Source organism: Alkalibacterium iburiense, assembly GCF_039521845.1.
Lineage (GTDB): Bacteria > Bacillota > Bacilli > Lactobacillales > Carnobacteriaceae_A > Alkalibacterium > Alkalibacterium iburiense.
The window spans coordinates 1-14,023 of record NZ_BAAACW010000036.1 but is presented as its reverse complement, the minus strand read 5'-3'; the positions used below and the strand labels follow the sequence as shown (position 1 = coordinate 14,023).

Below are 14,023 nucleotides of genomic sequence, written 5' to 3'. Positions count from 1 at the left end.
TAGGTAGTTAATATAGTCCTCTTTGTTATAGACGAAACATCGTTAAAACTAACTAAAACCGAACCTTGTCTAAAGTTAGCTGCTATTACTTTATGCTTCTTTATATCATTTTTTTGTTTTGCACCTGTTAAGTGATGAAAATTTAGAACTGGATTATAACCTATTTTTAAGTCATTTAGCAAGATTTTAACCAAATATATGAATTATTCAGGAAAACTTTTGTTGGTTAAATTTTCATCAGAAGTTAAGAAATGATGGTATAGAAATTTTCAATTATCTAAAGACTACTTTTATATTATTAATGTGGATGATATAGTATAAAAAAAACACATACGAAAAATACAATAATCAAAACGGTGAATTATAGTTAGAAAGCTCTAAAAGATATGTTATTATATTTATAACTAGTTTAATGCTATTAAAGGAAGTGTCTTATGTTTTATTCAAATAAACTTGAAGAGGTTATTTTTAACTTTGATGATACACTGTCTGAAGAACCTGATGAATTAATAATTATTTCAGGCTACCTAGGTCCGAACCCAGTGAGAAGGTTAGCAGATTTACCATACAATACTTTTGTAATTGGAGGGATGTATAACAATGGTATTAATAGAAATTTGTTGTCCGCACTCAATGAAGCAAAGGATAATAATCCAAAAATGAAGTTAAAGTTTTCTAATGTAGAAATACATTCTAAACTTTATGTATGGCGCAAGAACAAAAACATATTGTCTGCCTTAATCGGTTCTGCAAATTTCTCATCCAATGGATTACACTCAAACCTAAGAGAGATTTTAGCTCAAGCTAACCGTGGAACTTTTCCACAAATGGAAGAATATATTAAAAGAATTACTTCAAATTTAGTTGACGAACCACCTATCACGAAAAAAAATCAAGTTAAAGATTTATCCACTAGTACTATCACTGAAATTGAAAACTTAGATCTATTGTATACTTTCGAACTCCCACTTTATTCAGAAAACAAAAGTGGAATAAAGAGAATTTATCCTAAGAGTGGTGTTAATTGGGGACGCTCTAGTGGAAATGTAGCTCCAGGTGATGCTTATATCAGAATAACTAAAGATATAATTAGAGATCATCCAACTGTATTTAAACCTTATGATCCTAATTATAAAAATAAGCATAACAACAAGAAGAAACAATCCGAACCTATTGAAATTATATGGGATGATGGTTTTACTATGGAAGCTTCTTTGGAAGGGTCGCAAGATGGAAAAGATGGCAAAAAATATCCTAAACATTTAACTAGCTATAGTATAAAAAGACCTCAGCTTGAGGATGGTACACAAATATCAGCAAAGAGTATTCTAGGAAGATATCTAAGAAGTAGAATGGGTATAAAAGATTTAAACTACGAAATTACTTACGAAGATTTAATAAGTTATGGTAGAGACACAATTACTTTATCTTTTATAGAAGAGGGTTTATTTTACTGTGATTTTTCAGTTAGTACTGAGAAAGAAGACAAAAAAGCATCATTGATTTAAACCAATGATGCTTTTTTACGTTCCGATTTTAATATATCATTATAATAATCTACTATTAGATGTCCAAGTTTCTCTGCGAAAAGTGGTGGAACTGCATTACCTATCATTTCGAATGAAGAACCCATAGGGCTTATAAACTCAAAATCATCATCAAAAGTCTGTAAACGTGCTGCTTCTCGAACGGTTATTGTTCTTTTTTGATCAGGATCAGGATGAATGTGCCGCAAACCATCTTTTTTTAGATGGGCAGGTATGGTGTTACTTGGCTTGTCCCATCTTAATACATGATACTTATGAACGTTTGATTTCTTACCTGTTTCTTCAAAATATAGTTGTTTTAAGGATTCTGTAGTTATATATTTTAAAGAATTATTCTGTATGTCTTTTGCTAAAGTATAGAATATGTTTTGATCTCTCTCGCTATGAAAACGACTAGAATGTCCGTTAATATTATTATCATTTCTATGAGATAATCTTTTCTTCTGAGTTTCTAAGGGATATATTGGAGGCAAATCAGAGATAGCATCTCTAACAGTTTTTTTATCACTTACTTTAATTTTATCAATAAAATTTGAGTAAAAAAGATTTAATGATTCTTGATAATCAAAATCAGGATTATCACGTCTAATGCCTATGATAATAAGTCTTTTTCTTTTTTGTGGAACACCGAATTCAGATAGATCTAGTAAAGCATTATTTCTTAAATCATCTGTAATTTCATAACCTATTTTATTAAAGCCTTTTCGTATCAAATCAGTAATTCTTTCCCCAGTAGGTATAGCAGATAACATACCTTCTACATTTTCAAACACAATTAATTTGGGCTTATAGCGCTCGACCACTTTCAAGTATGATTCGAACAGGAAATTTCTATAGTCATTTTTCATACCATCTTTATCTCTAATTCTACCCGCTGATGAATAAGCTTGACATGGTGGACCACCAGAAATAATATCTACAACCTGATTACCAACTATTTTATCTAGACCTTTATTTGAACCATATACTATATCATTTTTCCATCCTTCGAATAATTCTTCTACCCGTTGTATATCAAAGTTCAATACTAATTCACTTGCATTCAGGATATTATGTTTTTTTTCTAATCTATTAATTAAGTTATTGACTTGAGCTTTCTCCCATTCAACCGCAGATAGCAGTTTAATTCTATTGGTTTTTTCAAAACCATCGAGTAAACCACCAGTTCCTGCAAATAATTCTATGGTGTTAAGCATAGGATACCTCCTCGTTAAATGTTTAAACTGATTTGCTTGACATATTGTAAATTTTCTGCAGCGTATTCCTTACTTAAATGCTTATACATTTTTTCTGCTATTATTTTAGATAATAGTGGAGGGACAGCATTCCCAACTTGTCTATATTGTTGAGTTTTTGTTCCTATAAATCTGAAAACGTCTGGAAATGATTGTAGTCTAGCATTTTCTCTTACAGTGGGAACTCTATTCCATCTATAATGAAAATGATTTCTATGTCCAGTATCTATTGTTTTAGAAGGCTTATTACTATGATATCGTGTCCAAGCTTCATTGAATTTTCTCGAATCACCTACACCCGGAGGAAGGTCTTTATGATTTCCACCTTCAGGTACTTGTGAGATTACCCATTTTACATGTTCTGTATGGTTAGTGCCAACGTGATTAAAAATCATATTTGAATTTCTTCTCATATTGATTTGATAATCACTTTGTGGAAGTGTAACATATTCCATAGTATCTTTACCCACATCTTCTACTAAAGACGGCAGGTCGGAAATAGCTTCTGAAGTTGTAACATACTCTGCTGAACTTAACAATGGTTTTGGAAAAACGAATTTCTTATAATTTAGTTCTTTCAAGTATCCAACAAAAAACATTCTTTTGCGCATTTGAGGAACTCCATAATCAGCTGCGAGCAAAGGTTTTTCTGTTACACTAACAATATATCCTAAATCTTTAAAAGAATTAATTACTTGTTCTTTAACTTTTCCTTTATAAAGTGTAGCTATGCCAGGAACATTTTCTATTAAAAAAGCTTTTGGTTTAAAATGCTCTACAGCCTCTACGACTGATACATATAATCTATTTCTTGAGTCACTTAAATCTCTTGATCCTGTTAGGCTAAAACCTTGACATGGAGGTCCACCTATAATTACATCTATACGTTCGCCATCAACTTTTTTTGCTATATTCTTAATAGCTTCTTCTTCTTTAGATAGGTCTTCTAAAATGGTTATTGACTCCGGAAAATTATGTTCATGAGTTTTCAAAGCAGCAATATCAAAGTCCACTCCCGCGACGATATTATATCCGGCTTCCCTAAAACCTTCACTAAGTCCTCCAGCACCACAAAACAAATCTAAAACATTGTATTTATGTTCCATTATAAATCATCCTTATTAATAATCTTATCCTAATTGTACCAAACAATAGTTCCTAATACGATAAGATGTTTTAAATGTTTTTATTTTATTACAATATTATAAACCTATAATTAATTCAACACGAATTATAATTATAACATAATCGTTTTTATCTTTCTTTTAGCATATTCAATGGGTCATTTCAACTTGGATAAATAAGTTGAATTTCAGTTAAAAATGATGAGTCTCGACATATAATATATAAATAGGTATTTCATATTCTCTATATTAAAAAATGTGCGTTAATAAAAAACATTGCGTTGTAAAATGAACTGCACCATTAAAAAAAGACATGAAGATTCTGTATACTAAAAGTTGCTACACAGATAGTAAAGGAGAATTTTTATACCTCACAAACATTCTACACTAACTCAGACAAAACCAAAAGGTCGTTTGACTGAAACCTAACGACAGGTTATCGAAAAATTGCTGAATGAACAGCTATCCAAAGCTGAAATGGAAAACGTCTCGGCAGAAATCAATCAACACCTTATTGGGAAATAAAGTGACAATGGTTCAGAGCTTTCAAAAGCAGTTGAATTAGTGAATGAGACCTTACAAATTTATTACTGTCATGCCTATTCGTCTTAGGAACGGGGATCTTCGAGAACTTTAATAAGCTGTTAAGAAAATATATTCCCAAGAACATCTCCATCCATGAGTTGTCAGCTGAATACGTGCAAGAAATAGCAGAGAGAATCAATTTGCGGATTCGTGACATATTAGGATTGGATTAGCCAAAACTGCTTTTGAAAGAGAATTAACTAAACGTTGAACTGAGAAATACCCGCCCCCGCCTGTCATCTATGTCAGTATGTATACAGAATGTTATAGAGTGTTGGTTTTGATTTGACAAATGAGAAAACGGTAACAATTGTTAGATTATGTTAAAACATGTTATTTAATGTTGACTTTTGTTAATTCGAGTGTTATTCTAACCTCGAGAACTAATGTAAGCGTTTTATAAAGTTGATGAAAAGGAGGATAGAAAAATAAACATTAAGTATTAAATAATAATTATAGAAAATAGGAGGAATAATCATGAATAAAAAATTTTTATCTGCTTTAATAGCAACAAGTGTTTTTGCTGTAGGATGCGCTAATAATGAAGGTGATAGTAGCGCTTCTGAAAATACTAATGATGATACAGAAATAACAACAAATTTGGAAGGGGTTCCAGAATCCTTAAATGATGATATTAAAGTAGCAGTAATTCGTAACTTACCATCTGATGACCATACGACTCAATTTCTAGATGGTGCTAGAAGTGAAGGAGAATCATTTGGATTTGAAGTAGATACTTATATATCTGATGGAGATGATGCTAGATTCCAAGATCTAGTATCCCAAGCAATTAATAGTGATTATGATGGCATGATAATATCTCATGGAAAAGAGTCTTATTCTTATAACATGTTAGAACCTGCACGTGATAGAGATATAGAGGTAGTAACTTTTGATACAGTCGCTGAGAGAGATGGAGAAACGTTAGAGGGAGTTACTTCCACTGCACAAAACGATGCATTGTTAGCTGAGTATAGTCTTGAAGAAGCGATACATTTCTCAGAAAATGATGTACCAAATATTATCAAAATAACCGTAGGTGGAATTGTACCCTTAGATAATAGAGATGTTGTCTATAAACAGTATGAAGAAGAAGGTAAGATAAATACTCTTCAAGAAATTGGTCCGCAGAACATGCAAAGTGTTATAAGTGATATAACAAGCGCAACTAACTCTATACTCAGTACGTATGGTGAGGGTGAAATAGATATCATTTGGGCTGCGTGGGATGAGTTAGCTAAAGGAGCATATAATGCAATTAAAGAAAACGGCCGACATGATGTAGACCTAGTGTCTATAGATGTATCGAATCAAGATATTAACTTCATGACAGAGGAAAACAGTACATGGTTATCAACTGCAGCTGTAGACCCTCACTTAATAGGTGTTATGAACATGAGATTACTTGCTATGAAACTTGCGGGTGAGGAGACACCAGATACTTATGAATTAGAACCTCATATTATTCGTCAAGAGGATTTAGATTCTGATACTGTTATGAACAGTCTGAATGAAGTTATTGATGGATGGGGAGAATCTGAAGACTTCAATCAAGACTGGATGAACATTTTAAGAGAAAACAATTAATGTGAAAAGGTGATTTCATGATTCAAACAAAACAATCAATCATTGAAATGCAAGATATTTCTATAGAATTCCCAGGTGTGAAAGCGCTATCCAACGTAGACTTTGATTTAAAAACGGGCACAATAAATGCTCTAATAGGAGCTAATGGAGCTGGGAAGTCTACATTGATGAAGATACTATCTGGCGCACATAATCATTATACTGGGAACATAAGATTTGATGGCGAAGAAGTCACTATAAGAAAACCAAAAGATGCTAAAGATATTGGTATTGATATAGTGTATCAAGAAGTTGATGTTTCTCTAGTTCCATATTTGTCTGTAGGCGAAAATATAATGTTAGATGAAATAGTCAATCATATGGGTAAAAACCAAATAGTAGGATGGAAAAAAATTCACCAAGAAGCAAAAAAGGTTTTAAAAGAATTAAATGTTGAATTACACTCTAAAACATTAGTTTCGGAATTAACTTTGGCAGAAAAGCAAATGGTTTTAATTGCTAGAGCGCTAGTAAGAAAAGGTAAGTATTTGATATTAGATGAACCAACAGCTCCACTAAGTAACTCAGAAACAGAAGAACTATTTAGAGTTGTAAGAAAGTTAGCATATGAAAAAAATGTAGGAATAGTATTTATATCTCACCGTATCCCAGAATTGTTTGAAATATGTGAAAGAATAACAATCATGAGAAATGGAAAAGTTGTAGATCAAACTAACATTAGCTCAGTTACTCCAGATAAAGTAATTGAATCAATGCTCGGAAAAACAAATTCAGAAGTTTTCTCTAGAAAGAAAACTTTCACAGATAAAAAAATATTAGATATAAGAAACCTTACTAATACGAAACGTAGTGTAATAGATGTAAACATAAATGTTCGATCAGGTGAGATAGTTGGAATAGCAGGTCTTGTAGGGGCTGGAAAAACAGAACTATGTAAAACTATTTTTGGAGCAGAAAAAGTGGTTGAAGGAGAAATATTACTAGATGGAGTCAATACTATTAATAAAACTCCATCTCATGCTGTTAAAAATGGGTTTGCTCTTGTTCCAGAAGAAAGAAGAAAAGAAGGTGTTTTAGTAGATGAACCTGTTTACACCAACTTAACTTCTGCTAGTTTAAATAAATACGTTAAAGCTTTAAGTACTTTAGCGCCTAAAAACGAGAAAAAAGAAGCTATTAAAATGATTAAAAGCTTAGGAATAAAGACCCCTAGTGAAAACCAAAATGTTGCTTTACTATCAGGTGGTAATCAACAAAAAGTAGCTATCGGAAAATGGTTAATGTCTGATGCAGAAATTTACTTATTTGATGAACCAACTAAAGGGGTAGACGTTGGTGCTAAAACTGAAATATATAGTTTGATTAGTGATTTAGCCTCTCAGAATAAAGGTATTATATATGCGACTAGTGAACTTGATGAGATAATGAAGATAACGGATCGCGTGTATGTTATTTATGACAATAAGATAGTAAAAGAATTGAATACCGATGAAACATCTGAAGAAGAACTTCTCTATTACTCAACAGGAGGTAGTAAATAATTATGGCTGAAAATGTGAGCGTACAGAAAAGCAAAAAGAATAATATGTTTAGTTTTTCCAAATACATTAATAAGTGGGGGATTTTACTAGCTATTGTCTTACTAGTTATATTCTTTGCAATAATGTCACCTGGAATATTTTTAACATGGCCCAATATAATTAACATTTTAAGAAGTATATCGATTACTACTATAATTGCAATTGGTTTGACTTTATCAATAACAATAGATGGTCTTGATTTGTCAGTAGGATCAGCAGCAACAGTATCAAGCTCGTTAATAGTATCATTCTTTGTCTGGTACAATTTACATGCTTTAATAGCTATCCCACTAGCCTTATTGATAACCTCAATCATTGCTTTAATAAACGCATTTTTGATAGTTAAAGTGAAAATACCTGATTTATATGCTACTTTAGCTACTATGTTTATTTTTGAAGGAGTAGCAATGACTTATACGGGTGGTGGATCTATCAGTTCTGGGATGTCTCGATTAGATGGAACACCAACAACCGGCTCTTTACCTACAATATTTTCAAGATTTGGTCAAACGCCGTGGATTATAATTATTATGATAGTTATTGTGCTTGTAGTGCATTTTCTATTAAATCATACTAAGCATGGAAGATATATGTATATGATAGGTGGTAATCCTGAAGCAGCAAGATTGTCAGGTATTTCCGTAAATAAATATAAAACAGCTGCGTATATATTATCTACATTATTTGCCGGAATTGGAGGATTGGTTGCAGCCTCATATATAGGATCTGCTCAGGTAAATATAGGTGCAGGTTATTTAATGCCAGGGGTTGCAGCAGCTTTTATAGGTTCTTCATTTGCTGGTAACGGGAAAGTAAATGCTTTTGGTACTTTCTTTGGTGCACTATTAGTTGGTATTTTACAGAATGGACTAGTAATGATCTCTGTACCTTACTATTCTCTCAATATAGTAATCGGTATTGTGCTAGCTTTAGCATTAGCGTCAACTTATTATAAAAAAGACTAGATAAAGGAGTTTTGTTTTAAAATGAAAAATTTTAATGAATATTTTTTGATGAATGAAACTGATGTACTTGATTACGTTAAAGAAAAGACAGATTTATTTTCAGATGATAGTGATTTAGAATCCAAAGAAATTGGTGACGGCAATTTAAATTATGTGTTTCGTGTAGTTGATGTCAACAGTGATGTCTCAGTAATAGTGAAACAAGCTGGAGAAGTTACCAGAATTTCTGAAGATATGAGAATATCAATTGATAGAATTAGAATAGAATCAAACATTCTTAAATTACAAGGTAAACATGCAACTGGCTTAGTCCCTAAAGTTTATTTGTATGATGATGTAATGAACTGTTTTCTGATGGAAGATTTATCTGATCATGAAATTATGAGAGAAGGATTGCTTTCGTATAAAATTTATCCGAAATTTGCGGATCATATCACTACTTTTATGGTCAACACATTATTACCTACTACGGATGTAGTCATGGATCATAAAGAAAAGAAAGAATTATTGAAAAGCTTTATTAATCCCGATTTATGTGAAATTTCTGAAGAATTAGTATACACAGAGCCATTTAATGACTATAATAATCGAAATCTTGTGTTCGAGGATAATAAAGAGTGGGTTGAGAAAAACATATATAATGACTCTGAATTGAAATTAGAAGTTGCAAAGCTTAAATTTGCATTTATGAATAATGCACAAGCTCTTATTCACGGAGATTTGCATACAGGATCAGTGTTTATTACTGAAGAATTAACTAAAGTCATTGATCCAGAATTCGCCTTTTACGGACCTATGGGATACGATGTCGGAAATGTAATAGCTAACTTAATATTCGCATATATGAATGGCTATGTTAATGATAAAAAAGAATTTATAGAATGGTTAGAAAAAACAATTGAAGAAGTTGTTGATAAATTTAAATCGAAGTTTGTTGATTATTGGAAAGACAATGTTAGTGATATTATGGCTAAAGAGGCTGGTTTCATGGAATGGTATTTATCAGAGGTTTTAAAGGATACTGCTGGAGTAGCCGGTTTAGAGTTATCCCGTAGAATCATTGGAATGGCACAAGTAAAAGATATCACTAGTATAGAAGACACAGAATATAGACTTTTTGCTGAAAGAGTATGTTTATCTTTAGCTAAAGAACTAATCATTAATAGAGACAAATTCAATGAAGGCAAACATTTTACTGATAAATTAAAAGAGAACGTAAATAAATATAGTGCTTAAATCTAATTTGAGAACTAAAATTTCAGGAGGACATTATGGATAATAAACTAATCACTATTGAATGGAAAAACGATAAGTTGGTACTTATTGATCAAACGAAATTACCAAATGAAATTAAGTATGAAGAATTTGAAACAGTAGAATCAGTATGGGATGCAATTCAAGTTATGAAAGTTAGGGGAGCTCCAGCTATAGGTGTAGCAGCGGGTTATGGTTTATATCTCGGCATAAAAGATGCTCCTGAAGAATCTTTTGAAGCGTTTTGGAAAGTATTAAAAGAAGCCTCCGATTATTTAGCTACATCTCGTCCAACAGCAGTAAACCTATTCTGGGCATTAGAACGCATGGAGAAAGTTGCTGAAGACAATAGTAATATGGATATAGCAGATTTAAAAAATCTGTTATTTGAAGAAGCTGTTGCTATTCATAAAGAAGATGAAGATACAAACAAAAAAATCGGGGAGAACCTATTAACTTTATTAGAAGATAAAATGGGAATACTAACTCATTGTAATGCAGGTCTACTAGCAACTACCAAGTATGGAACTGCAACAGCGCCTATGTATTTAGCAAAAGAAAAAGGTTGGGACTTGAAAATATATGCTGATGAAACTCGACCACGTCTACAAGGATCAACATTAACAGCTTTAGAATTGCAAATGGCAGGTATTGATGTAACTGTTATTACAGATAGTATGGCTGCCACAGTAATGGATCAAGGTAAAATTAACGCAGTTATTGTTGGTACAGACAGAGTCGCAGCAAACGGAGATGTGGCGAATAAAATTGGAACCTTAGGGGTATCAATTTTAGCTAAGAATTACAATATACCTTTCTATGTAGCTGCACCAACTTCAACTATAGATTTAAATACGAAAACAGGTGAAACTATACCTATTGAGGAACGCGATAAAGAAGAGGTTATTAACAGATTTGGAGAATATACTGCTTTGAAAGATAGTAATGTATATAATCCGGCATTTGATGTCACCCCTCATGAAAACGTTACTGCTATTATTACAGAAAAAGGTATTGTGAAAGCACCATATGATGAAAATATAAAAAAACTTTTTCACAATGATAATTAAATAGCTTAATAACCTCAACACTGTGATTTATGATAATTGTGACGAGGAGTATTAAATATTTGTTTCATCTCTTAAAACTATAAGTTATTCAACATTTTTGGTAATATTAATATAAACAAGTGAAGGATGAGTAATATGATATATTTACCTCAAAATAGAAGAGATGAAATAATAAATGTACTAAAATCTAAAGAATATGCTGAAGTATCCTATTTAAGTCACAAGTTTAAAGTTTCAGAAATGACTATTCGGCGAGATGTTGAAAAGTTAGTCAATAGTGGGTTAGTTGTTAAAGTGTATGGTGGTGTGCGGCTAAAACATAATAATATCACAGAGTATGATACACCTGTAAAGGACAGGAAGAATATTAATCATACTGCTAAAAGACTGATTGCCCTAAATGCAGTTGACTTTATAGATGATGGTGATGTAATAGCTTTTGATGCCAGTACTACTGCATTAGAAATAAGTAACCAAATGAAATTCAAAAAGAAAGTTACAGTAGTTACAAATAATATTAATATAGCTATTGAATTAGCAGATGATCCAGATATCCCAATAATTCTATTAGGAGGATTCATGAGAAAAAAATCATTATCTCTAACAGGGTCGTTAATAAGCAAATCAATAAGTTCAATTTATATTGACAAGGCATTTATTTCATCTAAATCTATTAATTTTAACGATGGATTAACTGATGTTCTTATGGATGAAGGAGAAGCTAAACAAGCTATAATTAATAAGTCAGATAAAGTATTTGCCTTGTGTGACCATACTAAAATTAATACGCGTTCTTTTTTCAAAATTTGTTCTCATAATAAAATTGATACTTTGATAACAGATTCTTTAGGTTCATTTGATGAGGAGCAAAAGAGTTGTTTAGATTTATACAGAGAGAATGGAACGAATGTAATTATAGCAACTGAATAATATTTGTTGATGAGGAGTGATACAGTTTGCTTTTAGAAGATGATAGAAAAGATGTTGTCAAATATTGTAACATGATGATTGAAAGTGGTTTAACTAAAGGAACTGGGGGAAATATTAGTATATATAATAGAAAAAAAGACTTAGTTGCGATTAGCCCCAGTGGGATAGAATATAATAATATGACACCTGACGATGTTGTTGTTGTTGATTTAAAAGGCAATGTTGTTGAGGGTAAATACAAACCATCGAGTGAATTGGGTATGCATTTAATTTTTTATAATAGAAGAGAAGATATTGATGCTTTAGTTCATACACATTCAGTTTATGCTAAAACACTCTCTTCTTTAAGAATAACTTTACCAGCAGTTTCATATTTAATAGCTTATGCAGGATATGATGTTCGCTGTGCAGAATATGCTAGTTTTGGAACTAGCGAACTTGCTGAGAATGCTTATAAAGGTATGTTAGATAGGAAGGCAGTTTTATTAGCCAATCACGGAATGTTAGCTGGTGCTAAGAATATTAAAAATGCATTTAATATTGCCGAAGAAATTGAATTTTGTGCTGAAGTATACTATAGAGCAAAGTCTATAGGAACCCCTGTTATTTTAGACAAAAAAGAAATGTCACTAATGATAGATAAGTTTAAGACATATGGGAATAAAAAATAACTGATACCTATGGTCCGATTCACATCGTCTTAAAGACAATTATTATTGAGGATAATAAAAAGTTCATTATTTTAATTAAAAGTGGTTTTTTTGAAGATTAGATAAGTATAAATTTTAGTTCCATGTCAACTAACATAGCTGAATAAAAATAGACTACATTTAAATAGAGTTTTTAGGGGATGTTCCATGGCTTTTTAGGCAGTCATGGAACGTTTTTTTTCTTCTAAATGATAGTTCTAATTTTTTAGAAATAAATAAGAGAGCACTACAATCTAGCCGATCCTAAAACTAGAAGTATTTGATAGTAAAGATTTTGTTATTGATCTATATGAGGTTATTGACAAATTTACAGATATAATCTTTAATGCAGAGAATAAGGTTGAAAACAAGTTACAGCTTATTTAATTTTCTCCAGTTCGATGGACTAATATTATACTTTTGTGAGAATGCATTCGAGAAGTAAAGCTGGTTAGTATATCCTACTTCATCTGAAATTTCTTTGATCGTTAAGTTTGATTCTCTTAGGTAATTTAACGACTCAGTTAGGCGCAAATCAATTAAGAAGCTCTTAATACCAGTTCCAAGCTCATTTTTAAATAATTTACCAAGATATGCTGAAGATAGCAAACAATGCTCTGCTACATCTGAAACACTGATGTTTTCTTTGTAATTTTCTTCCATAAAGATTATAGCATTATAAATGTGATCTTTTGTATTATTACGATATTGAAAGAATGATTTGTTCGGAGATGCTTTATAAAGACCATCTAAGAATAAGTATATATTTCCTAGTACATTAATTGTTTCTGCTGCATTATTTTGACAAATGTTTAGTATACTTCGTTCAATTATTTGATTAAATGCTTTATTTTCTGGTATAAAAATTGGATTATCTTTATTTAAACCTATTTCATTAAATATTTTATTGACTTGTATTCCGTCTATTTCAATCCATGAGTAGATCCATGGATTCTCTTCATCTGCAATATAAGTCATAATTTGTCCTGGTGAGGCCAAAAATCCTTGATTTCTTTTAACTGTGGTTTTAATCAAAGTATTATCAGAATTAAAATATTCAAGTGTACCTTCTCCAGTATGAATATAATGGAATAGATAGTGGTTTCGTGCAATAGGGCCATAAAATTTGTTAGGCACACAATTTTCAGAACCCGCTTGGTAAACTCTTAAATCCACCATTCCATCTTGCTTCATTACAAAAAAATTATCATTAATATTCAATGTTAAAATCTCCCAATATATAATTTTCTATCACTTATAAAAAAAGCGTGGCATTTAAGTTGCTTTATTTATATAATAGCGTATTTTTTATATAGTCATTATACTAATAATACACTAAGATTAACTTACATTCAAGAAAGGGGTTACAAAAATGACAAAACTTATTAACTCAAGTTTTGCAGTTAAAAAATAGCCTTTGACCCTTGGTGTCATTGACTTGGTACCGATTATTATGC

11 protein-coding genes are annotated in these 14,023 nt (G+C 31.4%); 8 read left to right on the top strand and 3 right to left on the bottom strand.

What is annotated here, in order from left to right; translation table 11 throughout:
- The first annotated feature begins 434 nt into the window (after positions 1 to 434).
- Positions 435 to 1,508 (top strand): restriction endonuclease PLD domain-containing protein, encoded by a 1,074-nt coding sequence (locus tag ABDZ53_RS02865; RefSeq protein WP_343753789.1) that lies wholly within the window; start codon positions 435 to 437, stop codon positions 1,506 to 1,508.
- Here the strand turns inward: ABDZ53_RS02865 and ABDZ53_RS02860 are convergent.
- Entirely contained in the window at positions 1,505 to 2,743 is a 1,239-nt protein-coding gene (locus ABDZ53_RS02860) for a DNA cytosine methyltransferase (protein ID WP_343753787.1), read from the bottom strand. The genes ABDZ53_RS02865 and ABDZ53_RS02860 overlap by 4 nt on opposite strands.
- A gap of 14 nt (positions 2,744 to 2,757) precedes the next feature.
- The gene (locus ABDZ53_RS02855; RefSeq protein WP_343753785.1) at positions 2,758 to 3,888 is read right to left on the bottom strand and encodes a DNA cytosine methyltransferase; all 1,131 of its coding nucleotides are present in this window, start codon (positions 3,886 to 3,888) and stop codon (positions 2,758 to 2,760) included.
- A gap of 1,080 nt (positions 3,889 to 4,968) precedes the next feature.
- Here ABDZ53_RS02855 and ABDZ53_RS02850 point away from each other — a divergent pair.
- The 7 genes from ABDZ53_RS02850 (at position 4,969) to ABDZ53_RS02820 (ending at position 12,548) form a co-directional block, all read left to right on the top strand.
- Positions 4,969 to 6,078, top strand: coding sequence for a sugar ABC transporter substrate-binding protein (locus tag ABDZ53_RS02850; RefSeq protein ID WP_343753783.1), 1,110 nt, complete (start codon positions 4,969 to 4,971; stop codon positions 6,076 to 6,078).
- 17 nt (positions 6,079 to 6,095) lie between these two features.
- On the top strand, positions 6,096 to 7,619 hold the full coding sequence (locus ABDZ53_RS02845) for a sugar ABC transporter ATP-binding protein (protein ID WP_343753781.1): 1,524 nt from the start codon (positions 6,096 to 6,098) through the stop codon (positions 7,617 to 7,619).
- A gap of 2 nt (positions 7,620 to 7,621) precedes the next feature.
- The gene (locus ABDZ53_RS02840) at positions 7,622 to 8,623 is read left to right on the top strand and encodes an ABC transporter permease (protein ID WP_343753779.1); all 1,002 of its coding nucleotides are present in this window, start codon (positions 7,622 to 7,624) and stop codon (positions 8,621 to 8,623) included.
- Between the two features lie 21 nt (positions 8,624 to 8,644).
- On the top strand, positions 8,645 to 9,859 hold the full coding sequence (gene mtnK / locus ABDZ53_RS02835) for an S-methyl-5-thioribose kinase (RefSeq protein ID WP_343753777.1): 1,215 nt from the start codon (positions 8,645 to 8,647) through the stop codon (positions 9,857 to 9,859).
- A gap of 35 nt (positions 9,860 to 9,894) precedes the next feature.
- Positions 9,895 to 10,947, top strand: a complete 1,053-nt coding sequence (mtnA, locus tag ABDZ53_RS02830) for an S-methyl-5-thioribose-1-phosphate isomerase (RefSeq protein WP_343753775.1) — start codon at positions 9,895 to 9,897, stop codon at positions 10,945 to 10,947.
- A 135-nt stretch (positions 10,948 to 11,082) separates the two neighbouring features.
- Positions 11,083 to 11,877 carry a DeoR/GlpR family DNA-binding transcription regulator gene (locus ABDZ53_RS02825; protein WP_343753773.1) on the top strand — a complete coding sequence of 265 codons (795 nt, stop codon included), beginning with the start codon at positions 11,083 to 11,085 and terminating at the stop codon, positions 11,875 to 11,877.
- Positions 11,878 to 11,903: 26 nt separating this feature from the next.
- Positions 11,904 to 12,548, top strand: a complete 645-nt coding sequence (locus tag ABDZ53_RS02820) for an L-fuculose-phosphate aldolase (RefSeq protein ID WP_343753771.1) — start codon at positions 11,904 to 11,906, stop codon at positions 12,546 to 12,548.
- A 390-nt stretch (positions 12,549 to 12,938) separates the two neighbouring features.
- Here the strand turns inward: ABDZ53_RS02820 and ABDZ53_RS02815 are convergent, their stop codons facing one another.
- Entirely contained in the window at positions 12,939 to 13,787 is an 849-nt protein-coding gene (locus ABDZ53_RS02815) for an AraC family transcriptional regulator (protein WP_343753769.1), read from the bottom strand.
- Positions 13,788 to 14,023: the final 236 nt, after the last annotated feature.